The sequence below is a fragment of the Rhodoluna sp. genome (genome assembly GCF_036721215.1).
Lineage (GTDB): Bacteria > Actinomycetota > Actinomycetes > Actinomycetales > Microbacteriaceae > Rhodoluna.
The window spans coordinates 319,861-342,505 of the sequence record NZ_DAIMLM010000001.1; the positions used below are offsets into that span (position 1 = coordinate 319,861).

At 50.7% G+C, this 22,645-nt stretch carries 37 protein-coding genes; 35 read left to right on the forward strand and 2 right to left on the reverse strand.

Translation table 11 applies throughout. The features are described 5' to 3' along the window. Positions 1 to 27: 27 nt before the first annotated feature. The gene (locus AC9UCN_RS01605) at positions 28 to 843 is read right to left on the reverse strand and encodes a shikimate 5-dehydrogenase (RefSeq protein ID WP_509523130.1); all 816 of its coding nucleotides are present in this window, start codon (positions 841 to 843) and stop codon (positions 28 to 30) included. 66 nt (positions 844 to 909) lie between these two features. Between AC9UCN_RS01605 and AC9UCN_RS01610 the strand changes: the two genes are divergently transcribed. From AC9UCN_RS01610 to glmM, 35 genes are all read left to right on the forward strand, one after another. Then, positions 910 to 1,860 carry an asparaginase gene (locus AC9UCN_RS01610; RefSeq protein ID WP_509523132.1) on the forward strand — a complete coding sequence of 317 codons (951 nt, stop codon included), beginning with the start codon at positions 910 to 912 and terminating at the stop codon, positions 1,858 to 1,860. A gap of 40 nt (positions 1,861 to 1,900) precedes the next feature. Further along, the gene (locus AC9UCN_RS01615) at positions 1,901 to 2,293 is read left to right on the forward strand and encodes a hypothetical protein (protein ID WP_509523133.1); all 393 of its coding nucleotides are present in this window, start codon (positions 1,901 to 1,903) and stop codon (positions 2,291 to 2,293) included. A gap of 298 nt (positions 2,294 to 2,591) precedes the next feature. Beyond that, positions 2,592 to 2,900, forward strand: coding sequence for a 30S ribosomal protein S10 (rpsJ, locus tag AC9UCN_RS01620; protein WP_506557996.1), 309 nt, complete (start codon positions 2,592 to 2,594; stop codon positions 2,898 to 2,900). Between the two features lie 10 nt (positions 2,901 to 2,910). Continuing rightward, entirely contained in the window at positions 2,911 to 3,564 is a 654-nt protein-coding gene (gene rplC, locus AC9UCN_RS01625) for a 50S ribosomal protein L3 (RefSeq protein WP_509523134.1), read from the forward strand. 4 nt (positions 3,565 to 3,568) lie between these two features. Further along, positions 3,569 to 4,225 carry a 50S ribosomal protein L4 gene (gene rplD / locus AC9UCN_RS01630; RefSeq protein ID WP_509523135.1) on the forward strand — a complete coding sequence of 219 codons (657 nt, stop codon included), beginning with the start codon at positions 3,569 to 3,571 and terminating at the stop codon, positions 4,223 to 4,225. Between the two features lie 3 nt (positions 4,226 to 4,228). After that, positions 4,229 to 4,528: a 50S ribosomal protein L23 gene (gene rplW / locus AC9UCN_RS01635; RefSeq protein WP_509523137.1), complete on the forward strand. Its 300-nt coding sequence runs from the start codon at positions 4,229 to 4,231 to the stop codon at positions 4,526 to 4,528. 15 nt (positions 4,529 to 4,543) lie between these two features. Beyond that, positions 4,544 to 5,380 carry a 50S ribosomal protein L2 gene (gene rplB, locus AC9UCN_RS01640; protein ID WP_509523138.1) on the forward strand — a complete coding sequence of 279 codons (837 nt, stop codon included), beginning with the start codon at positions 4,544 to 4,546 and terminating at the stop codon, positions 5,378 to 5,380. A gap of 15 nt (positions 5,381 to 5,395) precedes the next feature. After that, positions 5,396 to 5,677, forward strand: coding sequence for a 30S ribosomal protein S19 (gene rpsS / locus AC9UCN_RS01645; protein ID WP_509523140.1), 282 nt, complete (start codon positions 5,396 to 5,398; stop codon positions 5,675 to 5,677). 30 nt (positions 5,678 to 5,707) lie between these two features. After that, a complete protein-coding gene (gene rplV, locus AC9UCN_RS01650) occupies positions 5,708 to 6,100 on the forward strand; it encodes a 50S ribosomal protein L22 (RefSeq protein ID WP_509523142.1) in 393 nt (130 codons plus the stop codon). Next, positions 6,100 to 6,894, forward strand: a complete 795-nt coding sequence (rpsC, locus tag AC9UCN_RS01655; protein WP_509523144.1) for a 30S ribosomal protein S3 — start codon at positions 6,100 to 6,102, stop codon at positions 6,892 to 6,894. Before rplV ends, rpsC begins: the two co-directional genes overlap by 1 nt. Before the next feature lie 2 nt (positions 6,895 to 6,896). Further along, the gene (rplP, locus tag AC9UCN_RS01660) at positions 6,897 to 7,316 is read left to right on the forward strand and encodes a 50S ribosomal protein L16 (RefSeq protein WP_509523146.1); all 420 of its coding nucleotides are present in this window, start codon (positions 6,897 to 6,899) and stop codon (positions 7,314 to 7,316) included. Next, entirely contained in the window at positions 7,316 to 7,693 is a 378-nt protein-coding gene (gene rpmC, locus AC9UCN_RS01665; protein ID WP_509523148.1) for a 50S ribosomal protein L29, read from the forward strand. The genes rplP and rpmC overlap by 1 nt, the downstream gene beginning before the upstream one ends. A 2-nt stretch (positions 7,694 to 7,695) precedes the next feature. After that, positions 7,696 to 7,980, forward strand: coding sequence for a 30S ribosomal protein S17 (gene rpsQ, locus AC9UCN_RS01670; protein WP_509523149.1), 285 nt, complete (start codon positions 7,696 to 7,698; stop codon positions 7,978 to 7,980). Between the two features lie 50 nt (positions 7,981 to 8,030). After that, positions 8,031 to 8,399 carry a 50S ribosomal protein L14 gene (gene rplN / locus AC9UCN_RS01675; RefSeq protein WP_506558007.1) on the forward strand — a complete coding sequence of 123 codons (369 nt, stop codon included), beginning with the start codon at positions 8,031 to 8,033 and terminating at the stop codon, positions 8,397 to 8,399. A gap of 2 nt (positions 8,400 to 8,401) precedes the next feature. Further along, on the forward strand, positions 8,402 to 8,761 hold the full coding sequence (gene rplX / locus AC9UCN_RS01680; protein ID WP_509523151.1) for a 50S ribosomal protein L24: 360 nt from the start codon (positions 8,402 to 8,404) through the stop codon (positions 8,759 to 8,761). Next, complete coding sequence (gene rplE / locus AC9UCN_RS01685) at positions 8,761 to 9,444, forward strand: 50S ribosomal protein L5 (protein WP_509523153.1); 684 nt, start codon at positions 8,761 to 8,763, stop codon at positions 9,442 to 9,444. Before rplX ends, rplE begins: the two co-directional genes overlap by 1 nt. 44 nt (positions 9,445 to 9,488) lie before the next feature. Continuing rightward, positions 9,489 to 9,887 carry a 30S ribosomal protein S8 gene (rpsH, locus tag AC9UCN_RS01690; protein ID WP_509523154.1) on the forward strand — a complete coding sequence of 133 codons (399 nt, stop codon included), beginning with the start codon at positions 9,489 to 9,491 and terminating at the stop codon, positions 9,885 to 9,887. A 6-nt stretch (positions 9,888 to 9,893) separates the two neighbouring features. Beyond that, a complete protein-coding gene (gene rplF, locus AC9UCN_RS01695) occupies positions 9,894 to 10,430 on the forward strand; it encodes a 50S ribosomal protein L6 (RefSeq protein ID WP_509523156.1) in 537 nt (178 codons plus the stop codon). A 2-nt stretch (positions 10,431 to 10,432) separates the two neighbouring features. Then, on the forward strand, positions 10,433 to 10,810 hold the full coding sequence (rplR, locus tag AC9UCN_RS01700) for a 50S ribosomal protein L18 (RefSeq protein ID WP_509523157.1): 378 nt from the start codon (positions 10,433 to 10,435) through the stop codon (positions 10,808 to 10,810). Beyond that, on the forward strand, positions 10,807 to 11,463 hold the full coding sequence (gene rpsE, locus AC9UCN_RS01705; protein ID WP_509523159.1) for a 30S ribosomal protein S5: 657 nt from the start codon (positions 10,807 to 10,809) through the stop codon (positions 11,461 to 11,463). Before rplR ends, rpsE begins: the two co-directional genes overlap by 4 nt. A gap of 2 nt (positions 11,464 to 11,465) precedes the next feature. Then, a complete protein-coding gene (rpmD, locus tag AC9UCN_RS01710) occupies positions 11,466 to 11,651 on the forward strand; it encodes a 50S ribosomal protein L30 (protein WP_509523160.1) in 186 nt (61 codons plus the stop codon). After that, positions 11,651 to 12,349, forward strand: coding sequence for a 50S ribosomal protein L15 (gene rplO / locus AC9UCN_RS01715; protein WP_509523162.1), 699 nt, complete (start codon positions 11,651 to 11,653; stop codon positions 12,347 to 12,349). Before rpmD ends, rplO begins: the two co-directional genes overlap by 1 nt. Before the next feature lie 22 nt (positions 12,350 to 12,371). Then, positions 12,372 to 13,685 (forward strand): preprotein translocase subunit SecY, encoded by a 1,314-nt coding sequence (secY, locus tag AC9UCN_RS01720; protein ID WP_509523164.1) that lies wholly within the window; start codon positions 12,372 to 12,374, stop codon positions 13,683 to 13,685. Continuing rightward, positions 13,682 to 14,260: an adenylate kinase gene (locus AC9UCN_RS01725; protein ID WP_509523166.1), complete on the forward strand. Its 579-nt coding sequence runs from the start codon at positions 13,682 to 13,684 to the stop codon at positions 14,258 to 14,260. The genes secY and AC9UCN_RS01725 overlap by 4 nt, the downstream gene beginning before the upstream one ends. A 12-nt stretch (positions 14,261 to 14,272) precedes the next feature. Beyond that, complete coding sequence (map, locus tag AC9UCN_RS01730; RefSeq protein ID WP_509523168.1) at positions 14,273 to 15,121, forward strand: type I methionyl aminopeptidase; 849 nt, start codon at positions 14,273 to 14,275, stop codon at positions 15,119 to 15,121. Positions 15,122 to 15,242: 121 nt separating this feature from the next. Continuing rightward, positions 15,243 to 15,464, forward strand: a complete 222-nt coding sequence (gene infA / locus AC9UCN_RS01735) for a translation initiation factor IF-1 (protein WP_506558026.1) — start codon at positions 15,243 to 15,245, stop codon at positions 15,462 to 15,464. A gap of 42 nt (positions 15,465 to 15,506) precedes the next feature. Continuing rightward, the gene (rpmJ, locus tag AC9UCN_RS01740) at positions 15,507 to 15,620 is read left to right on the forward strand and encodes a 50S ribosomal protein L36 (RefSeq protein WP_506558027.1); all 114 of its coding nucleotides are present in this window, start codon (positions 15,507 to 15,509) and stop codon (positions 15,618 to 15,620) included. Positions 15,621 to 15,746: 126 nt separating this feature from the next. After that, positions 15,747 to 16,124: a 30S ribosomal protein S13 gene (rpsM, locus tag AC9UCN_RS01745; RefSeq protein ID WP_509523170.1), complete on the forward strand. Its 378-nt coding sequence runs from the start codon at positions 15,747 to 15,749 to the stop codon at positions 16,122 to 16,124. Positions 16,125 to 16,154: 30 nt separating this feature from the next. After that, positions 16,155 to 16,589 carry a 30S ribosomal protein S11 gene (gene rpsK / locus AC9UCN_RS01750; RefSeq protein ID WP_509523172.1) on the forward strand — a complete coding sequence of 145 codons (435 nt, stop codon included), beginning with the start codon at positions 16,155 to 16,157 and terminating at the stop codon, positions 16,587 to 16,589. 99 nt (positions 16,590 to 16,688) lie between these two features. Continuing rightward, complete coding sequence (locus AC9UCN_RS01755) at positions 16,689 to 17,681, forward strand: DNA-directed RNA polymerase subunit alpha (protein WP_509523645.1); 993 nt, start codon at positions 16,689 to 16,691, stop codon at positions 17,679 to 17,681. A gap of 35 nt (positions 17,682 to 17,716) precedes the next feature. After that, positions 17,717 to 18,340, forward strand: coding sequence for a 50S ribosomal protein L17 (gene rplQ / locus AC9UCN_RS01760; protein WP_509523174.1), 624 nt, complete (start codon positions 17,717 to 17,719; stop codon positions 18,338 to 18,340). A 9-nt stretch (positions 18,341 to 18,349) separates the two neighbouring features. Further along, the gene (truA, locus tag AC9UCN_RS01765; protein WP_509523175.1) at positions 18,350 to 19,216 is read left to right on the forward strand and encodes a tRNA pseudouridine(38-40) synthase TruA; all 867 of its coding nucleotides are present in this window, start codon (positions 18,350 to 18,352) and stop codon (positions 19,214 to 19,216) included. 129 nt (positions 19,217 to 19,345) lie between these two features. Further along, positions 19,346 to 19,789, forward strand: a complete 444-nt coding sequence (rplM, locus tag AC9UCN_RS01770) for a 50S ribosomal protein L13 (RefSeq protein WP_509523177.1) — start codon at positions 19,346 to 19,348, stop codon at positions 19,787 to 19,789. 28 nt (positions 19,790 to 19,817) lie between these two features. Next, entirely contained in the window at positions 19,818 to 20,312 is a 495-nt protein-coding gene (rpsI, locus tag AC9UCN_RS01775) for a 30S ribosomal protein S9 (RefSeq protein ID WP_509523646.1), read from the forward strand. A 30-nt stretch (positions 20,313 to 20,342) separates the two neighbouring features. Next, complete coding sequence (glmM, locus tag AC9UCN_RS01780) at positions 20,343 to 21,692, forward strand: phosphoglucosamine mutase (RefSeq protein ID WP_509523179.1); 1,350 nt, start codon at positions 20,343 to 20,345, stop codon at positions 21,690 to 21,692. On the opposite strand, the gene coaA is transcribed toward glmM, so the two are convergent. Next, entirely contained in the window at positions 21,678 to 22,640 is a 963-nt protein-coding gene (gene coaA / locus AC9UCN_RS01785; RefSeq protein ID WP_509523180.1) for a type I pantothenate kinase, read from the reverse strand. The two genes, glmM and coaA, sit on opposite strands and share 15 nt — an antisense overlap. Between the last annotated feature and the right edge of the window lie 5 nt (positions 22,641 to 22,645).

The following is a 22,645-nucleotide window of genomic DNA, read 5'->3' on the forward strand; positions in this document are numbered from 1 at the left end:
CCCGGGACTATTCTCGGGGGTTTGTTTTTAAGATCTTGAAAACTCAGCCGCCCGAGCAATCTGCGCTTCGCTTAGTTTGACTCCCGTGTATTTCTCAAACTGAAGTGCAGCCTGAAGCGCGTGGACCTGGGCACCAGTAATCAGATTCTTACCCTGTGATCTAGCTTCACCAATCAAAGGTGTTTCTGCAGGAGAAGCCACCACATCAAAAACACTGGTTGCTGCAGCAATAAGGTCGGAACTGAAAGCCAGCTCAGCTTGATTGTCACCTGTCATTCCGATGGGCGTAACATTCACGAGAACATGGAATCCAGATTTATCTAGAGCCTTGTCGTCAAAGGTGTATCCATATTTGGCTGCCAATGCAGATCCCGCATCCTTGTTTCGTGAAGTCACAGTTAGATTCTCAAAGCCAGCTTCTTTGAATGCAGCCACCACGGCTTTAGCCATGCCGCCAGAACCGCGAACTAAAACTTTGGACGAGCGTTCAATCGAAGAATTGCCCAGAAGAGTCAGCACGGCTTCGAAATCTGTGTTTGATCCAGTCAAGACACCGTTGTTGTTTACAACAGTGTTTACAGAATCTATAGCTTTAGCCGAAGGGTCAAGATCGTCCAGCATGGGGATGATCTCTTCCTTGAAAGGCATGGATACAGAAGCTCCTCTAAATCCAAGGGCTCTGATACCTCGCACGGCACCTTCGAGATCAGTGGTTGTGAAGGCCTTGTAGACAAAATTCAGCTCAAGTTCGTCATACAAGTAGTTATGGAAGCGGGTTCCAAGGTTTGTTGGCCTGGCGGCAAGAGAAATGCAGACCTGCATGTCTTTATTGAGTATTGGCACTCTACAAGTCTGGCAGAGCAATAGACTCAAGGTCGATTTGAGCGAAGTTCAATTAGGAGACCCGTCGTGGTAGATACCAACTGGGGTTATCAGGTAGCGGACACGATTCAGCTGGCCTATTTGACCCGTGCCGGGATTATTGAATCCCGTCACCACGGTCTGGTTTGCCTAACAGGGCCTGATGGCAAGCTCATTCAAGAACATGGAAACTCCCGAAAACTCATCTATCCCCGAAGCGCCGTAAAGCCGCTTCAAGCACTGGCTCTTCGAAGATCAGGGCTGCTACTTTCCGGTGAACAACTTGCCATGTCGAGCGCTTCTCACCAGGGCACACCAGAGCATATCAAAATAGTGCTGAGCATTCTTCAAGACGCTGGATTGAATGAATCAGATCTGCAGTGCCCGGTTGCTTGGCCTGGCAACTTGGCTGCTAGAAGTAGAACCGAATCAGAATCCAGAGCAGCTTTTAATTGCTCCGGCAAGCACGCTGCATTCTTGGCAGCCTGTGTAAAAAACGGCTGGGGCACCAAGAGCTACCTGCACCCAAGCCATCCGTTACAGAAACTGATTGTTGAAGTTATTGAGGAATTCTCTGGAGAGAAAATCCCACACTCCACCTTTGATGGCTGCGGAGCACCACTTCACCTGATGAGCCTGCAGGGACTAGCCAAGGCAATTGGAAAATTCGCCGCTACCGAAACAGAGATTCAGGCAGCGATGCTTGCATACCCTTGGGTTGTTGACGATCACGGGGGATCAGACACTCTCGTTATGGAGCACGGCATGCTTGCCAAGATTGGTGCCGAAGGGGTCTTTGTAATTGGGCTAACTTCTGGCCACGGTGTTGCAGTCAAGGTTGCCGATGGCAGCATGAGACCAGCTGGCCTGGCAGCACTAAAGATGCTGCTCAATAACAACTTGCTTGAGCAAGGCACTTACGACCTGCTGTTTTCAAAGTTGAGCATTCCAACTCTTGGCGGCCAAGAGGTAGTGGGCCAGCTAGAAGTTGCTTTCTAGCTTTTGGAAGGAAATGACCTTTTTTAGGGTTAGCTAACTCATGGACCAGCAAACACCCACTCGACTAGTCGGCGTTTACAACGCCGATGGCGGAATCGTGGGGGAGCTCAAGTACTTCTTTGGGCATCTAATTGGGGTAGCCAAATGTGAGCTTTGCGATGTGACCCATTCGCCAATTAGACGCAAAGCTTCTTTTGACAAGCTGGCGCAGGACCTCAAGTCAGAGTTTGGGCTTGAATTTGACCTAAAGCACCTAAACGAGAGGACCGAATCAGAGATTCGGGCCTCTTCTGGCCAAGAACCCTGTGTTTTGGCCCAATATGCTGATGGATCGTTGGGGATGTTCTTGGACAGGGCGGAACTTTTGATGGTCAAGGGTGATGTTGCCAAGTTTGAGGGCCTGGTTAGGGCCAGGCTTCGCCTGTTCTTTTAGGCCATTTTGAGGGCTGAATATAGACCTCCAGTGGATCTTTAACTTGCATTGACTCGCTGTGCTGTGGCAGGATTGACAAGTTGCTGAGTATTTGGGCCTTTCTTGGTCCAAACCACCTTTGGCTCGTGTCTAGATCCTTTGTTCTTCAAGGAATTTAGTCCCCCGGAGGCTACAACAAGAACTTAAACCTTCATCAGTTTTTAGGTCTGGATGTCATTCGACACGCCCGACCGCGGGTGTGGGTGAAGCGATTCAAGTCCTTTGAATCAAACATTTATGAAACGGAAAGTGAGTCACGATGGCGGCACAAAAGATCCGCATTCGATTGAAGTCGTATGACCATGAGGTCATCGATTCATCGGCGCGAAAGATTGTCGACACAGTAACCCGTGCAGGTGCAACCGTAGTTGGGCCAGTTCCACTTCCTACCGAGAAGAACGTTGTTTGTGTTATCCGCTCTCCTCACAAATACAAGGACAGCCGTGAGCACTTCGAGATGAGAACTCACAAGCGCGTAATCGACATTATTGACCCAACTCCAAAGGCAGTTGACTCACTAATGCGTCTAGACCTACCAGCCGATGTCAACATCGAGATCAAGCTCTAAGGAAAAAAAGATGTCTACCGAGAATAGAACTGTAAAGGGCCTGCTAGGCAAGAAGCTTGGCATGACTCAGGCGTGGGACGAGAACAACAAGATGATTCCGATCACTGTTGTTGAAGCCGGATCAAACGTTGTTACTCAGATCAAAAACCTAGAGCTTGATGGTTACCAGGCAGTTCAGGTTGCCTACGGTGCAATCGCTGCTCGCAAGGTGAACAAGCCTGAGGCTGGTCACTTCGCAAAAGCTTCCGTTGCACCTCGCCGCTTCTTGGCTGAGATCAGAACCGCTGATGCAGACACTTACTCAGTTGGACAAGAACTTGGCGTAGAGGTTTTCGAAGTTGGTCAGATGCTTGACGTAGTTGGAACCTCAAAGGGTAAGGGCTTCGCAGGTCACATGAAGCGCCACGGTTTCCATGGTGTTGGTGCATCGCACGGTCAGCACCGTAACCACCGTAAGCCTGGTTCCATTGGTGCATCCTCTACACCAGGTCGCGTATTCAAAGGAACCCGCATGGCAGGTCGCATGGGAACAGATCGCGTAACCGCTATGAACCTAAAGCTTCACGCAGTGGATGCTGAAAAGGGTCTACTACTTATCAAGGGTGCAATCCCAGGTCCAAAGGGCCAGCTAGTTTTCGTTCGCAACGCTGTGAAGGGAGCCTAAGCAAATGGCTGAGAATTCAATCGACATCGTCGACGTAGCTGGCAAGAAGACAGGCGCCGCAACACTTCCTGCCGAGATCTTCGACGTTCAGACCAACGTTCCACTGTTGCACCAGGTTGTTGTTGCACAGCAAGCTGCTGCTCGCCAGGGAACCCAGTCAACTCTGAAGCACGGTGAAGTTTCTGGAACTGGTAAGAAGCCTTTCAAGCAGAAGGGAACCGGTAACGCTCGTCAGGGATCCCTCCGTGCTCCACAGATGCGCGGTGGTTACATCACCCATGGTCCAAAGCCAAGAACTTACGAGCAGAGAACCCCAAAGAAAATGATTGCTGCTGCAATCAAGGGTGCTCTATCGGACCGCGCTCGCAATGGACGCCTGCACGTAGTCGCAGAGCTATTCAAGAACGGCGCTCCTTCCACCAAGTCAGCTGCATCAATTCTTGCGGCCCTTACCGGTGGCAGAAAAGCATTGGTAGTCCTAGACCGCAGCGATGACCTTAGCTACAAATCCCTTCGCAACCTAAAAGACGTCCACGTTTTGCCGGTTGACCAGGTAAACGCTTACGACGTAGTTCTTAGCGACGACGTTGTGTTCACCAAGGCGGCTCTGGATGAGTTCATCAGCAACGCATCCAAGTCCAAGACCGAGAAGGAGGGCTAGTAAATGACTGCCCTAAACAAGAACCCAAGGGATGTTATCTTGCGTCCGATTGTTTCTGAGAAGAGCTACAACCTAATTGACGAAGGGAAGTACACCTTCGAGGTTGACCCTCGCTCAAACAAGACTGAGATCAAGCAGGCCGTGGAGTCCATCTTCAAGGTCAAGGTTTCTTCTGTGAACACCATGAACCGTGTTGGCAAAGAGCGCAAGACTCGTTTTGGTCTTGGCAAGCGCAAGGACACCAAGCGCGCCATTGTGACTCTAAAGTCCGGCACCATCGACATCTTCTCGAGCATCGGTTAAGGGGTAGGAATCTAAATGGGAATTCGTAAATTCAAGCCAACTACTCCAGGTCTAAGAGGGGCTTCGGTTTCTGACTTTGAAGAAATCACCCGCTCCACCCCTGAAAAGTCACTACTTCGCCCACTGAACAAAACTGGTGGACGTAACAGCGCAGGCCGCATCACAACTCGTCACATTGGTGGCGGACACAAGAGGCAGTACCGCGTTATTGACTTCCGTCGTCACGACAAGGATGGAGTTCCTGCCAAGGTTGCTCACATCGAGTACGACCCGAACCGTACCGCTAACATCGCACTGCTTCACTACGCAGATGGCGAGAAGCGTTACATCATCGCTCCTAACAAATTGAAGCAGGGCGACCGTATCGAACAGGGTCCAGCAGCTGACATCAAGCCAGGTAACGCCCTGCCTTTGAAGAACATTCCAGTGGGTACCGTAATTCACGCAATTGAGCTAAAGCCAGGCGGAGGAGCCAAGATGGCTCGTTCAGCTGGAGCTTCAGTTCGACTAGTTGCCAAAGATGGACCCTACGCCCAGCTAAGACTTCCTTCTGGTGAAATCCGTAACGTAGATGCTCGTTGCCGAGCAACCATTGGTGAAGTTGGCAACGCAGAGCAGTCCAACATCAACTGGGGTAAGGCGGGACGACTTCGCTGGAAGGGTGTTCGCCCAACAGTTCGTGGTGTTGTTATGAACCCTGTCGATCACCCTCACGGTGGTGGAGAAGGTAGAACTTCCGGTGGACGTCACCCAGTGACTCCATGGGGTCAAAAAGAAGGAAGAACTCGTAAGAGGAAACTTCTTAGCGACAAGCTAATCGTCCGCCGCCGCAATGTTGGCAAGAAGCGCTAGGAGAAATAGAAAAACATGCCTAGATCACTCAAGAAGGGTCCATTCGTGGATCAGCACCTTTTCAAGAAGGTTGCTTCTCAAAACGAGGCGAACTCAAAAAACGTTATCAAGACCTGGTCACGCCGCTCAATGATTGTTCCAGCAATGCTTGGACACACCATTGCAGTGCACGATGGCCGCAAGCACATCCCAGTGTTTGTGACTGAGCCAATGGTTGGTCACAAACTCGGTGAATTTGCACCAACTCGAACCTTCCGTGGACACGTGAAGGACGACAAGAAAGGCCGTCGCGTTTAAGCGGCGACCAGAGAAGATAAGGAAAGACAAATGGAAGCGTTCGCTCGTGTGCGTCACATCCGTGTCACCCCGATGAAAGCTCGTCGCGTCGTCAATCTAATCCGCGGCAAGCAGGCATCTGAGGCAATGGCAATTCTAAAGTTTGCTCCACAGCAAGCATCTGAGCCGATCTTCAAGCTCGTCCAGGCTGCAGTTGCTAACGCAAAGGTGAAAGCAGTAAAGGACAACCTTGCAATCGACGAAGAAGATCTAGTTGTTGCGAGAGCTTTCGTTGACGAAGGAACTACCTTGAAGAGATTTATGCCTCGCGCCCAGGGAAGAGCTTTCAAGATCTTCAAGCGAACCAGCCACATCACGATTGTGGTTGCAACCCCGGACGAGCTTGCCGGTAACAAGGTAAGCGCGCAAAGAAGGAGCAACTAATGGGTCAAAAAGTAAACCCATACGGATTTAGACTCGGCATCACAACCGACCACCGTTCACGTTGGTTCGCTGACTCCACCAAAAAGGGACAGCGCTACCAGGACTACGTGACCGAAGACATTCGTATCCGCCAGCTATTGACTCAGCGCCTTGACCGCGCTGGTGTTTCTCACATCGAGATCGAAAGAACTCGTGACCGCGTAAGAGTTGACATTCACACCGCTCGTCCAGGTCTTGTTATTGGACGTCGTGGCCAGGAAGCCGAAGCAATTCGCGCAGACCTAGAGAAACTTTCCGGTAAGCAGATCCAGCTAAACATTCTTGAGGTTAAGAACGCCGAAATGGATGCGCAGCTTGTAGCTCAGGGTATTGCCGAGCAGCTTGCTAGCCGTGTTGCTTTCCGACGCGCGATGCGTAAGGGAATGCAGGGAGCTTTGCGCCAGGGAGCTAAGGGAGTTCGTGTTCAGTGCTCCGGTCGTTTGGGTGGAGCAGAAATGTCTCGTAGCGAGTTTTACCGCGAGGGTCGCGTTCCACTACATACCCTTCGCGCGAACATTGACTACGGTTTCTACGAAGCGAAGACAACTTTCGGTCGTATTGGTGTGAAGGTTTGGATCTACAAGGGCGACCTAACAGCCAAGGAACTAGCTCGCGAAACCGCAGCAGCTCCAAAGGTTGCAAGACCTCGTCGCGAAGGTGCTCCAAGACCTGCCGGTTCACAAGCTCCAGCCGCAGCTCCAGTTGCAGCAGCTGCACCAGCAACTGAGACTCCAGCAGAAAACGTGGAGGCCTAAAGATGTTAATTCCTAGAAAAGTTAAGCACCGTAAGCAGCACCACCCGAAGCGTTCAGGCGCAGCAACCGGTGGTACCAAGGTGAACTTCGGCGAGTGGGGAATCCAGGCACTAACTCCTGCGTATGTAACCAACCGTCAGATTGAGGCAGCGCGTATTGCGATGACTCGTCACATCAAGCGTGGTGGAAAGGTTTGGATCAACATATTCCCAGACCGTCCACTAACTAAGAAGCCTGCAGAAACTCGTATGGGTAGCGGTAAGGGATCTCCTGAGTGGTGGATCGCGAACATTAAGCCAGGACGCGTTTTGTTTGAGGTTGGTGGCGTTACCGAGGCTCTAGCTCGTGAAGCTTTGACTCGTGCAATCCACAAACTGCCCCTAAAGGCCCGCATCATCAAGCGTGAGGAAGGTGACGCATAATGCCAATTGGATCTAAGGAACTAATCGTTGAGAACCTAGACAAGATCGAGGACTCTCTATTGGTTGAAGAACTAAAGAAGGCCAAGGAAGAACTATTCAACCTTCGCTTCCAGTCAGCAACCGGTCAGCTTGAGTCTCACGGAAGACTGCGTGCTGTAAAGCGTGACATCTCCCGTATCTACACAATCATCCGCGAGCGTGAACTAGGCATTCGTGCCATCCCAGCTCCAGGGGCGACTTTGCCAGCAAAGGCGAAGAAGGCAGAAAAGCCTGCTGCAGCAGTAAATGAAGCAGCAGCCGAGGTTGCACCTGAAGAAGTAAAGGCCAAAAAGCCTGCCGCCAAGAAGTCTTCCAAGACCGAAACTAAGGAGAGCTAGAAATGGCTGAAACCAAGAAGGCTGAAACTGCCGAAGTTCGCGGTTACCGCAAGTCACGTCGTGGCGTTGTAGTAAGCGACAAGATGAACAAGACCATTGTTGTTTTGTTGGAAGACCGCGTAAAGCACCCGCTTTATGGAAAAGTTGTCACCCAGTCCAAGAAGGTAAAGGCTCACGACGAGACCAACCAGGCTGGCATCGGTGACCTCGTTCTAATCAGCGAGACCCGCCCACTAGCAGCAACTAAGAACTGGCGCCTAGTCGAGATTCTCGAAAAGGCCAAGTAACCAAAAGGACAAAGCAGTTTCTGTTTTGACCAACTAACAAGGAGTATGAAGTGATTCAGCAGGAATCTAGACTCAAGGTAGCCGACAACTCGGGTGCCAAGGAGTTGCTCGCTATTCGCATTCTCGGTGGCTCAGGTCGTCGCTATGCAGGTATCGGTGACTTGATCGTTGCGTCTGTAAAGGACGCTATCCCAGGCGGAAACGTCAAAAAGGGTGAAGTAGTCAAGGCCGTTATCGTTCGCACAGTGAAGGAAACTCGTCGTGCAGACGGTTCATACATCAAGTTTGATGAGAACGCAGCTGTAATCGTAAAGGCAGACGGCGAGCCTCGCGGAACACGTATCTTTGGTCCAGTTGGCCGTGAGCTACGTGACAAGAAGTTTATGAAGATCATTTCTCTTGCACCGGAGGTTATTTAATCATGCCGAAAATCAAAAAAGGCGACCTAGTTCAGGTCATCACCGGAGCCAAGGCGGACCGCGGCGGAGACCGTGGCAAGCAGGGCAAGGTGCTATCTGTTGACTTTGTTAAAAACCGCGTAATTGTTGAAGGCGTAAACATGGTTACTCGCCACAACAAGATCGGTCAGACCGAAAAAGGCGCTAAGACCGGCGGTATCGAAACTATGGAAGCTGGAATTCACATTTCTAATGTGGCGCTAGTTGACCCAAGCACCAAGAAGCCAACCCGCATGGGTTCGAAGGTTGAGTCTGTCACCAAGGGTGGCAAGTCCAAGACCGTTCGCACCCGTGTATCGGTTAAATCAGGTAAGGAAATCTAATGGCTGATGAAAAAGACACCACAGTCGAAGCTGAGGTAACTACAGACGCTGCTGCCGAAGAGGTAGTAGAAGTAGCTACTAAGGAAGAAAAGCCAGCTAAGGCAAAGGCAGAAAAGAAGCCTTACGTTCGCATCGAGCCTCGTCTTCAGAAGCGCTACCGTTCTGAAATGAAGCCTGAGCTTATGAAGGAATTCGGTTTCAAAAACGTCCACCAGGTTCCAGGTCTTACCAAGATCGTTGTGAACATGGGTGTTGGAGCCGCTGCTAAGGATGGCAAGCTAATCGATGGCGCGGTTAAGGAATTGACCGCGATCACCGGACAGAAGCCAAAGATCAACTTGGCAACCAAGTCAATCGCACAGTTCAAGCTTCGCGAGGGTCAGGCAATTGGTTGCCACGTGACCTTGCGCGGAGACCGCATGTGGGAGTTTCTGGACCGCTTGCTAAACCTTGCGCTTCCTCGTATTCGTGACTTCCGCGGACTTAGCCCAAAGCAGTTCGATGGCAAAGGTAACTACACCTTTGGTCTAACCGAGCAGAACGTTTTCCACGAGATTAGCCAGGATGACATCGATCGCGTACGCGGCATGGACATCACAATCGTTACAACAGCAAAGAACAACGACGAGGGCCGTGCGCTACTAATTGCGCTTGGCTTCCCATTCACGAAACCAAACAACTAATCGGATAGGTCCCTAAAGGGAAACCACCGAGGAAGGCACACACTATGACAATGACAGATCCGGTTGCAGATTTTCTGACCCGGCTGCGCAATGCTAACTCTGCACACCACGAGAGCGCTTCCTTGCCTTACAGCAAGCTCAAGGGTCAGATTGCTGAAATCCTCAAGTCTGAGGGTTACATCAAGAGCTTCGCAGTTCAGGATGCAGAAGTTGGCAAGACCCTTGTGGTCGACCTAAAGTACGGACCTAACCGTGAGCGTTCAATCGCCGGTATCAAGAGAGTGTCGAAGCCTGGTTTGCGCGTATACGCAAAGTCAACCGAGCTACCTCGCGTTCTTGGTGGTTTGGGAATCGCAATTTTGTCAACATCATCCGGTCTGCTAACAGACCGCCAAGCAGCCAAGAAGGGAGTAGGCGGAGAAGTTGTCGCCTACGTTTGGTAATCGAAGATGTCACGTATTGGAAAGTCACCGATCCCGGTTCCAGCCGGCGTCGAGGTAAATATTTCTGGGTCTGCAGTTTCTGTCAAAGGACCTAAGGGTCAGTTGAGCCTAACTGTCGCCTCCCCAATCACAGTTGCGCTGACCGATGGTCAGGTAATTGTTAGCCGCCCAGACGAGGAGAGAATTTCTCGCTCGCTGCACGGACTAACCAGAACTTTGATTGCCAACCAGATCATTGGTGTTACCCAAGGGTTCACCAAGGCTTTGGAAATTGTTGGAACCGGTTACCGTGTAGCTTCCAAGGGCCAGGCTCTTGAGTTTGCTCTTGGTTACTCGCACCCAATCACCGTTAACCCACCGCAGGGAATTTCATTCGCTGTTGAGGGAAACACCAAGATTGTTGTCTCAGGTATCGACAAGCAAGCTGTTGGAGAAGTTGCAGCCAACATCCGTAAGCTACGCAAGCCAGAGCCATACAAGGGCAAGGGTGTTCGTTACGCCGGCGAAGTTGTTCGTCGCAAGGCCGGAAAGAGCGGTAAGTAATCATGGGACTAATTCCAAAACTACGCGGTAAGAGCTCAACAGCTGCTCGTATCCGTCGTCACCTCCGTCTTCGCAAGAAGATCGCGGGAGACGCAATGCGTCCACGCATGGTTGTTACTCGCTCTGCTCGTCACATGCTGGTTCAGCTAGTTGATGACACCAAGGGTGTAACCCTGGCTTCTGCTTCAACCATGGAGAAAGATCTTCGTGGCATAAAAGGAGACAAGACTGCCAAGGCCGCAAAGATCGGCGCAACAATCGCCGAGCGCGCCAAGAAAGCTGGCATTACCGAAGTGGTCTTCGACCGCGGCGGAAACAAGTATGCCGGACGCATTCAAGCAGTTGCCGATGCCGCCCGCGAGGGAGGTCTGAAGCTATGAGCGAAGAAAACAAGGAGACAAACTTGGAAACTACCCCAGCTGCAGTTGCAGTAGCGGTCGACCCACAAGAGCGCGAAGCTCGTCGTGGATCACGCGATCGTGCCCCTAAAGGTGAGCGTCGCGATCGCGAAGAAACCAAGAGCCAATTCCTGGAGCGCGTTGTAACAATCAACCGTGTTTCCAAGGTTGTAAAGGGTGGACGTCGCTTTAGCTTCACCGCACTGGTAGTTGTCGGAGACGGTAACGGAACAGTCGGAGTTGGCTACGGCAAGGCTAAGGAAGTTCCAGCAGCTATTGCAAAGGGAGTCGAAGAAGCAAAGAAGAGCTTCTTCCGCGTTCCTCGCGTTGGAAACACCATCCCACACCCAGTTCAGGGTGAAGCTGCTGCCGGTGTTGTACTACTTCGCCCAGCATCCGCTGGTACCGGTGTTATCGCCGGTGGTCCAGTTCGTGCAATCTTGGAGTGTGCGGGAATCCATGACGTTTTGTCTAAGTCATTGGGATCTTCAAACACCCTAAACATCGTTCACGCCACCGTCGCCGCACTGCGTCAGCTCGAAGAGCCATCCGCAGTTGCAGCTCGTCGTGGATTGTCGGTTGAGGAAGTTGTTCCTGCTGGACTACTTCGCGAGCAAAGAAAGGCGGTTTCCTAATCATGGCTGCCCGTCTAAAAGTCACCCAAATCAAGAGCAAGATTGGTGGAAGACCAAATCAGGTCAACACCCTTCGTAGCCTCGGACTGAAAAGAATTGGCGACATCATCGTCAAGGAAGATTCACCCGTGGTACGTGGAATGGTTAACACCGTTGCCCACCTAGTAGTAGTCGAGGAGATTAACTAATGGCTGAAGAAAAGAAGCCAGCAGCTAAGAAACCAGCAGCAGCAAAGCCTGCTGCTGAGAAGAAGCCTGCCGCTAAGAGCGCCGCTGCAAAACCAGCCGCCAAGCCTGCTGCTGAGAAGAAGCCTGCCGTTTCAAAACCAGCTGCGGAGAAAAAGCCTGCTGCAGAAAAGCCAGCTGCTGAAAAAGCTCCGGCAAAGGTTGAGAAGTCAGTTCGCCAAGGTAAGTCTGTAAAGAAGAAGTCTGCTCCTAAAGAGAAGTCTCCTATCTTGAAGCTTCACCACTTGCGTCCAGCTCCTGGATCAAAGCAAGACCGCACCCGTGTTGGTCGTGGAGAAGCGTCCAAGGGTAAAACTTCCGGTCGTGGAACCAAGGGAACCAAGGCTCGCTACCAAGTGCGTCCAGGTTTCGAAGGTGGTGGAGTTCGTCTAGTTATGAGAACCCCAAAGCTTCGTGGTTTCAAGAACCCATTCCGCATTGAGTATCAGGTGGTAAATCTTGAGAAGCTTCAAGAGTCCTACCCGCAAGGTGGAGCCGTAACTGTGAAAGACCTAGTAGCTAAGGGCCTAGTTCGCAAGGATGAGCCAGTTAAGGTTCTGGGCAACGGTGACATCTCGGTTAAGCTGGACGTGCAAGTTGACAAGGTCTCCGAGCAGGCAAAATCCAAGATTTTGGCTGCTGGCGGCTCAGTTAGCAAGTAGCTACTAAGCCAGGAGGCTCAAGTTGATTAATGCCGTGATTCGTGCGTTTCGCACACCGGATCTAAGACGCAAGCTGTTTTTCACCCTTGCAATCGTGGCTGTTTTCCGCTTGGGCTCTTTCATCCCAGCTCCTTATGTTGACTACGGCAACGTGCAGCAGTGTTTGGCTCAAACCAACAACACCTCAGGTCTTTACGAGCTAGTAAACCTATTCAGCGGTGGAGCTTTGCTTCAGCTATCTATCTTTGCTCTTGGAATCATGCCCTACATCACAGCTTCGATCATTACCCAGCTACTTCGGGTAGTTATCCCTCGCTTCGAGACCCTCCATAAAGAAGGTCAAGCTGGACAGGCAACACTGACCCAGTACACCAGGTACCTAACCATTGGTTTGGGTCTATTGCAGTCCACCACCTTGATTGCGGTAGCAAGACAGGGAGCACTTTTCGGTGCTGACTGTGTACTTCCGATTTTGACTGACTCTTCACCGCTAGCTATCACCATGATGGTTATCACCATGACAGCCGGAACCGGTCTGATCATGTGGATGGGTGAGCTCATCACCGAGCGTGGCGTTGGTAATGGAATGTCCTTGCTGATTTTTGCATCCATTGCTTCTTCTTTCCCATCCTCGTTGTTGGCCATCGCCGAGACTCGTTCAATCGAGACTTTGGTGGTAGTTATCGTGGTGGGTATAGGAATTGTTGGACTGGTAGTGCTCGTTGAGCAGTCGCAGCGAAGAATTCCTGTTCAGTACGCCAAGCGCATGGTTGGTAGAAGAACTTACGGTGGTCAGTCAACTTACATTCCAATCAAGGTAAACATGGCTGGAGTTATCCCAGTTATCTTTGCTTCCAGTTTGTTGTACCTTCCGGCTCTAATTGCACAGTTCAACCAGCCAGATGCTGAAGGAAGAGTTGCTCCATGGGTTGAGTGGGTTTCAAACTACCTAACTCAAGGTGATCACCCGCTATACATGGCGCTTTACTTCTTGCTCATCATCGGCTTTACCTATTTCTATGTTGCAATTACCTTCAACCCAGAAGAAGTAAGCGACAACATGAAAAAGTACGGTGGATTCATCCCTGGTATTCGTGCCGGAAGACCAACTACCGAATTCCTTGAGTACGTGCTTTCCAGAGTCACATTCCCAGGTTCGATTTACCTAGGTTTGATTGCGCTTATTCCTCTGGTTGCATTCTCAATTGTTGGAGCGAACCAAAACTTCCCATTCGGTGGAACTTCTATTTTGATTATCGTCGGTGTTGGTCTTGAGACCGTGAAGCAAATCAGCGCTCAGATGCAGCAGCGCAACTACGAAGGTCTTCTGAAATGATGAAGCTTCTCTTGATCGGCCCCCCGGGAGCTGGCAAGGGAACGCAGGCTTCAAAACTCTCTGAAGTCTTTGGCATCCCTGCTATTTCAACCGGTGACATCTTTCGTGAAAACGTAAAGAACCAAACACCTCTTGGTATCGAAGCTAAGTCCTATATGGATAGTGGCGAGTATGTTCCAGACGAGCTAACCAACAAACTGGTTCGCGACCGACTACAAAACCCAGACTGCGTCAATGGTTTTCTGCTTGACGGATATCCAAGAACTGCGGATCAAGTTCAAGAGCTTGACTCAATCCTGACTGAAACCAATTCCAAGCTCGATGCCGTGGTGCAGCTAACCGCAGATACTGATGAGGTTGTTAGACGTCTTGCCAAAAGAGCAATTGACCAGGGCAGATCAGACGACACTGAAGATGTCTTGCGCAACAGACTGCATGTTTATGAAGAGCAAACTGCCCCGCTGATTAGTGTCTACGCATCACGCGGACTACTAGTAAAAGTCGACGGCCTTGGAGAAATTGCTGAAGTGACTCGAAGAATCACCGAAGCACTCGATTCCAAAAATCAGAACTAACAGGGTAACGCCATGTCCCGTTCCGATTTCGAACTAAAAACTCCTGAGCAAATTATTGCCATGCGCAAGGCAGGACTCATAACAGCTAAAGCCCTCGAGGCAGTAAAGGGCGCTTGTGTCGCTGGAGTATCGACGCTGGAACTTGATCGAATCGCAAACGAAACCATTGAGTCCTTCGGAGCTCATTCAAACTTCCAACTTGTGGCTGGCTACAACCACACCATCTGCGCTTCGGTAAATCACGAAGTGGTGCACGGCATCCCCGCCCCCGAGCGAATCCTCGAGGCAGGGGATATCCTTTCGGTGGATTGTGGGGCAGAAATTGACGGTTGGAATGGCGATAGTGCCATCACCATCATCGTTCCCGATGAATCAGGCAAGCTACCTGATACCGATTTGGTTCGATCAAGACTTGCGCTTTCTAAAGCAACCGATGGATCACTTTGGGCAGGTATTGCATCTTTAGCTAAAGCCGAGCGCTTGGGTGAAGTGGGAGCTGCCATCGAGGATTACATCGAAGCCAATGGCAAATACGGCATTTTGGAGGATTACGTCGGTCACGGTATTGGTCGATCGATGCACGAAGAGCCACCGGTTTACAACTTCCGCACCAAGTTGCTGGGCCCAAGAGTGACCCCAGGGCTAGTTGTTGCAATTGAGCCGATGGTTACCGCCGGTTCCAACAAAACCAAGGTTTTGGCCGATGGTTGGACCGTGGTCAGTAAGGACTCCTCGGATGCCTCCCACTGGGAGCACTCGGTTGCGGTCACTGAGACCGGGGTCTGGGTATTGACCGCTCTAGATGGCGGAAAATCAAGGCTGGAGAGCCTCGGGGTGCCCTTTGGTGGCCTTGAGGGCTAGGAATTTAATTTCCCTTTGCCAGTGATTTAGCCTAGGCTAGAGCTTCGGCGCTCAAAAAGGCGAAATCCCGTTTTTTGGATTGGTTTTTTGATGCCTAAAAAACAAGAAGATAAGTGAGGCTATGGCCAACAAAGACGGTGTCATTGAGATCGAGGGGTCTGTTGTTGAGGCGCTCCCGAACGCAATGTTCAGAGTTGAGTTGACTAACGGCCACAAAGTATTGGCACACATTTCAGGAAAGATGCGTCAGCATTACATTCGCATTTTGCCTGAAGACAAAGTAATTGTTGAGCTAAGCACTTACGACCTCACCCGAGGTCGAATCATTTATCGCTACAAGTAAATCGGTTTTGGTAAAACAAAACCCCTAAAAGAAGTCAGAGACATGAAGGTAAACCCAAGCGTCAAGAAGATCTGCGACAAGTGCAAGGTTATTCGTCGCCACGGTCGCGTCATGATCATCTGCGACAACCCTCGTCACAAACAGCGTCAGGGCTAGCACTTACAACTAAATATCCAATAGCAGTACCGAGGTGATTTATCACCTAACCTCTGGAGAAGGCCGGAGCCCGATTTGATCGGGGTGGTATTGCTACAGACCTTCTAACAAACAGGAGTAATCCAAATGGCAAGAATTGCCGGTGTTGATATTCCACGCGACAAGCGTGTTGAAATCGCCCTAACCTACATCTACGGAATCGGGCCTACCCGATCAGTCAAAACTCTCGAAGAGACCAAGATCGACAAGAACATCCGAGTCAAGGATCTTTCTGACGATCAGCTAGTTGCACTTCGTGACCACATCGAAGGAAACTTCAAAGTTGAAGGAGAGCTACGTCGTGACGTTGCAGCGGATATCCGTCGCAAGGTTGAGATCGGTAGCTACCAGGGAGTGCGTCACCGTAAGGGACTTCCAGTTCACGGACAGAGAACTAAGACCAACGCTCGTACCCGCAAGGGACCAAAGCGCACCGTAGCCGGCAAGAAGAAGGTAGCTCGCTAAGGCGGGCTCCGAAGGATTTAGGAGAAAATCATGGCAGCAGCTAAGACCGCAGCGAAGACCACGGCTAAGACAGTCGCGAAGGGTGCCGCACGTAAGCCTCGTCGTAAGGAAAAAAAGAACGTGGCAGTTGGCCAGGCGCACATCAAGTCGACCTTCAACAACACAATCATTTCCATCACCGATCCATCCGGTGCCGTTATTTCTTGGTCTTCATCCGGTGATGTTGGCTACAAGGGTTCTCGTAAGTCAACTCCGTTCGCAGCTCAGCTTGCAGCTGAGTCAGCAGCGAAGAAGGCCCAAGAGCACGGACTGAAAAAAGTCGATGTTTTTGTGAAGGGTCCAGGATCTGGTCGCGAGACTGCAATCCGTTCTCTTCAGGCAGCAGGACTTGAAGTTGGTTCAATTTCTGATGTGACCCCACAGGCTCACAACGGTTGCCGCCCACCAAAGCGTCGTCGCGTCTAACAACAAGATTTAGTTTCAAGCAACAAACTGCCAAGTGGCCACTTGGCAGCCCCAACAAATGAGTATCAAATAGCGGATGCTCAGCTGAAAGGAACCAAAGTGCTAATTGCACAGCGCCCATCACTAAACGAAGAAGTAATTTCTCCGAACCGCTCCAGGTTTGCTCTTGAGCCACTTGAGCCAGGTTTCGGTTACACCCTAGGTAACTCACTGCGTCGCACCCTGCTCTCCTCAATTCCAGGAGCAGCCGTGACCAACATCAGAATTGATGGCGTTAGCCATGAGTTCTCAACTGTTGACTCGGTTAAAGAAGACGTCACTGAGATCATCTTGAACATCAAAGAACTAGTTGTCTCCTCCGAGAACGACGCTCCTGTTGTTGCGCACCTAAAGAAGCAGACCACTGGTCCTGTTACAGCTGCCGACATCCAGGTTCCTGCCGGTGTTGAGATTCACAACCCAGAGCTAGTAATTGCAACATTGACTGGCAAGGGCAAGTTCGAGGTTGAGCTAATCATTGAGCGTGGCCGTGGTTACGTTCAGGCTTCGCAGAACCGCAACCCAGACTCTGACCCTGGAGTAATCCCAATCGACTCGATTTATTCACCAGTTCTAAAGGTGTCTTACCGCGTGGAGGCAACTCGTGCCGGTGAGTTCACCAACTTCGACAAGCTAATTGTTGATGTTGAGACCAAGAATTCAATGTCACCTAGAGACGCTGTTGCATCGGCTGGATCAACCCTGGTTGAGCTATTCGGTCTAGCGCGCGAGCTAAACGAAGCTGCTGAGGGTATCGAAATTGGTCCTGCTCCGGTTGAGGCAACTTTGTCCCCAGAGCTAGCTTTGCCAATTGAGGAACTGGACCTAACCGTTCGTTCTTACAACTGCCTAAAGCGCGAGGGAATCAACACCGTTAGCGAGCTAATCGGTCTTACCGAAGAGCAGCTAATCAACATCAGAAACTTCGGATCCAAGTCAGTGGACGAAGTCCGCGACAAGTTGGTATCCATGGGACTGAGCCTGAAAGAGTCAGCACCTGGCTTTGACGCTGCTTACTTCAGCTCTACTTACGAAGAGGACGACCGGGCTTAGGTCTGGTTTTTCAGAAATACTAGAGGAGAAACAAAATGCCTACCCCAACCAAGGGCCCACGTCTAGGTGGCGGACCAGCTCACGAGAGAATGTTGCTTGCCAACATGGCTCGCTCGCTGTTCATCAACAAATCTGTCACCACAACCGAGGTCAAGGCAAAGCGTCTTCGCCCAGTTGCTGAGCGACTAGTTACCTTCGCAAAGCGTGGCGACCTACACTCCCGTAGACGCGTGATGCAGTCAATCACTGACAGAAACGTTGTTCACGAGCTGTTTGTAAACATTGCACCTCAGGTTGCTGAGCGTCAGGGTGGATACACCCGTATCACCAAGCTTGGTTTCCGTAAGGGTGACAACGCCCCTATGGCAGTAATCGAATTGGTGCTTGACCCAGTGTCACCCAAGAAGATGAACAAGAAGCCAAAGCTTGAAAATGCAGTGAAGCTAGCTCCAAAGGCTGAGGTTGTTGCAGAAGAAGTTGTGGCCGAAGAAGTAGTAGCAGAGACTCCAGTTGAAGAAGCAGTGGTTGAAACCGCAGCTGCCGAAGCAGTTGTTGAAGCTCCTGCCGAAGAAGCCCCAGCTGCCGAAGCTGCTGTCGAAGAGCCAGCTGCAGAAGCTCCTGCTGAAGAAGCACCAGCTTCTGAAGAAGAGAGCAAGTAGTTCTTAGAAATGACTAAACCCGTTGACCTGTCGGTCGACGGGTTTTGTCGTTACCGGATCGACTTTGGCTACGACGGTACAGACTTTAGTGGCTTTGCCAAACAGCCTGGCCTTCGAACTGTTCAAGCCGAACTTGTAAAGGCCATTGCTGTCATCTTTGGAAAAGATGACAATGACTTTAAGCTTCGCATCGCTGGTCGAACCGATGCCGGTGTTCACGCTCAGCACCAGGTGGCTCACCTTGATCTAACTCCTTCTCAACTAAAGCGCATCGGTAGAAATCCAGATGTTGCCGGGCGAGTAAACACCGCTCTACCAAAAGACATCCGTGTGTTCAGTTTTGCTGTTGCCCCAGAGGGATTCGACGCTAGATACTCAGCCACGTTTCGGAAATATCGCTATCGGGTCGCCGACAAGAACTGTTTTGTTGATCCACTAGATGTTAGATACGTACTCGAAGTGAAGCCTGAGCTTGATCTAAAGCTGATGAAGCAAGCAGCAAAGGTTTTGGTAGGCCTTCATGACTTTGGGGGGTTTTGTAAGCCGCGAGCTGGTGCAACCACGATTCGAAGGCTTCGATCAATCAAGATTGTTCGCAACCAAAGCAAGGGTCGCATTATTGAGATCGAACTCACTGGTGACGCCTTCTGCCACAACATGGTTCGATCCATTGTTGGCGCGCTGGTTGCAGTGGGTAGGGGTCGAGCATCCGTTTCAGAGGTCCAAAAACGACTGAAATCAGGATCCAGAGCTGGGTCTTTGAAGGTGGTTGCGGCCAAGGGTTTGAGCCTGATTGAGGTGGGTTACCCCAAGGACTCCAGGATGGGTTTGCAGGCCCAAAACACCCGTAAAAGAAGGGTTCTAGAGGAAAATTAGGGTTTGACCAAGCCGCTTGGCAGGGCCTAAACTAGTAACTTGTTCCGGTTCGTAAGGACCATTGCACAATGAATCCAAGCCCCAAGGCTGGAAACATGAAATCGACTAAGAAAAGTAAGGCAAATTAGCGTGCGTACCTATTCTCCAAAGGCTCATGAGCTAGACAATAAGTGGTTAATTATTGACGCCACTGATGTTGTGCTGGGTCGTTTGGCAACCCAAGCAGCAACTTTGTTGCGCGGCAAGCACAAGCCAACCTTTGCTCCTCACATGGACAACGGCGATTTCGTAATCATCATCAACGCTGAGAAGGTTGCACTAACCGGATCCAAGCTGTTGCAGAAGAAGGCTTACCGTCACTCTGGTTACCCAGGTGGACTAACCGCTACAACCTATGCCGAATTGCTAGAGAAGACTCCTGAGAAGGCAGTTGAAAAAGCTATTCGCGGAATGATTCCTAAGAACTCTCTTGGTCGCGACCAGCTAGCCAAGCTAAAGGTATACAAGGGCAGCGAGCACCCGCACGCTGCACAGAAGCCAACCAATTTTGTAATTGATCAGGTAGCCCAGTAACAACTGGCTAATTCAAGAAAACTAGAGGATCACCTTGCCAAAAAACGAAACCGAAGTAGAAGCTACTAACTACTCAACCGAGACTCCTGCAGAATCCGTGAAGGCAGAAACCAAGAAGGTACGTGCCCCGCTAACTGTTCCAGGTGCAGGTCTTGGTCGTCGCAAGGAAGCAATCGCTCGCGTTCGTATGGTTCCAGGAACCGGTGTCATCAAAGTTAACGGAAGAGCTCTTGCTGAATACTTCCCAAACAAGTTGCACCAGCAGCTAGTGCAGGACCCATTTACAGTTTTGGAACTTTCCGGTAGCTACGACGTAATCGCAAAGATTTCTGGTGGAGGAATTGCAGGCCAAGCCGGTGCACTTCGCCTAGGTATCTCTCGTGCCCTAAACGAGATCGACAAAGACAACAACCGCGCAACTCTAAAAAAGAGTGGCTTCCTATCTCGCGACTCCCGCATCAAGGAGCGTAAGAAGGCAGGACTGAAGAAGGCTAGAAAGGCTTCTCAGTTCAGCAAGCGCTAATCTTTCCAAGATTTCGCTAACCTTTCTATCATGTCCCGGTTATTCGGTACCGACGGTGTTCGAGGTCTTGCTAATAAAGACATCACATCAGAATCAGCCCTAAAGCTAGCTCAGGCTGCCGCAATCGTTTTGGGCGAGCAGGCCAGAGCCCGCGGACAAAAACCAATTGCTGTTATCGGACGCGACCCAAGAATTTCCGGTGAGTTTTTAGCTGCTGCTATTTCTGCTGGTTTGGCAAGTAGCGGTGTGGACGTATTTGACGCCGGTGTTATTCCAACCCCAGCCACCTCTTTTTTGACAGCAGATCTAGACGCCGACTTCGGGGTCATGATCTCCGCTTCTCACAACCCAGCACCGGATAACGGCATAAAGTTCTTCTCCCGCGGTGGACACAAACTCGATGACGCAGTCGAAGATGCAATCGAGAAAGCGCTTTCTGCCAAGCCGCTTACTCCAATCGGTGCCGAGATTGGTCACGTAAAAGAATTTGCCGATGCGAAGAGCCGCTACCTGGTCCACCTGCAAGGAACACTTCCAAACAGCTTGAAGGGAATCAAAGTTGTTGTGGATTGTGCCAATGGTGCCGCATCCGATATCGCACCGAAGGCATTCAGAGATGCCGGAGCTGAAGTAGTTGTAATTGGAAACGAACCTGATGGTTACAACATCAACTTGGGTTGTGGCTCGACACACTTGAGCGCGTTGCAGGCCGCGGTTGTTGAACATGGGGCTGATGTTGGAATCGCTCACGATGGTGATGCCGACAGAACCTTGGCAGTGGACGCAACTGGAGCCATTGTTGATGGCGATCAGATCATGGCGATCTTGGCAGTTGCTGCAAAAGCCCGTGGAGATCTATCGCGCAACACATTGGTTGCAACCGTGATGAGTAACTTAGGTCTAAAAATTGCCATGAAGCAAGCCGGTATTGAAATGATCGAAACCAAGGTTGGAGACCGTTACGTTCTAGAAGTTATCCGCGAGGGTGGATACACCCTAGGAGGCGAGCAGTCGGGCCACCTTATCTTTGCAAGACATGCCACCACAGGAGATGGCATCCTGACCGGCTTACAGCTTCTAGCCCAGATGAGCTCAACCGGGAAGAGCTTGCAGGAACTGGCAAGTGCGATGAAGGTTTATCCGCAGGTGCTAATCAATGTGCCACAGGTGGACAAGTCCAAAGTTGATTCCGACCCAGAGCTGCAAAAAGTAGTCCAAGAGGCAAAAACCGAGCTTGGCGAAACCGGTCGAGTGCTGCTTCGGGCTTCAGGAACAGAGCCACTGGTTCGCGTGATGGTTGAAGCCCAAGATGCCGGAACAGCTCAGAGCTGGGCCGAGCGAATCGCCAGGGTTGTTGAAAAGCAGCTAAAGCTTTCTTAGCAGCACGCTTTCCACTCGGTGATTGTCACCTTTTTTCAAAACCAGCGTAGCCCTAGATCTGGTGGGCAAGATGTTTTCAGTCAAGTTCGGCAAGTTGATGGTTTCCCAAATCTCAGTGGCTCGAGCCAGTGCTTTTTCTAGAGGCATCTCGGCGTAGCGGTGAAAGTAGCTTTCCGGATTCGTGAAGGCAGACTCACGAAGCGCGTGAAAGCGATTCAGGAACCACTTGGAGATGTTTTGTGTTTCCGCATCTACGAAAATCTTGAAGTCAAAAAAGTCGCTCAAGGTTATGTCTTGATCTGGACCTGGCGACTGCAAAACATTGAGGCCTTCAATAATCAAAACATCGGGGGATTCAACAACTACTTGTTCACCAGGGATGATGTCGTAAGTTAGGTGCGAATAAACTGGCGCTGAAACTTGAGACTTTCCGCTTTTGATATCTGAAACAAACTTGATTAGCGCCAACCGGTCATAGGATTCCGGAAAACCTTTGCGGTCCATTAGGGAGCGTTTTTCTAGTTCTTGATTTGGATATAGAAATCCATCGGTGGTGACTAGTGCAACCTTTGGAGTTCCTTCCCAACGGCTCAGTAGCTCGCGCAACAATCTTGAAACAGTTGACTTTCCAACGGCCACCGAACCTGCAACACCAATAATGAATGGAACTGGCTTGGCACGCTCTCCCAAGAACTCACTGGTTGCTTTATGAATGTCAGCGTGCTTTGTCACATACAAATTAAGGAAACGGCTAAGGGGTAAGTAGACTTCTGATACTTCCGTTAGGTCAAGAAAGTCACCGAGACCTCTGATTTGAGAGATTTCTGACTCGGTCAAAGGTTGTTTTGTTGAATTTCCGAGCTGAGACCAGTCCGATCGCAATATTTCAACAAATGGGGTCAGCTCACCCTGGTTTATAGGGGTTGAAGGGGAACCGGAAGCACTCACAACAA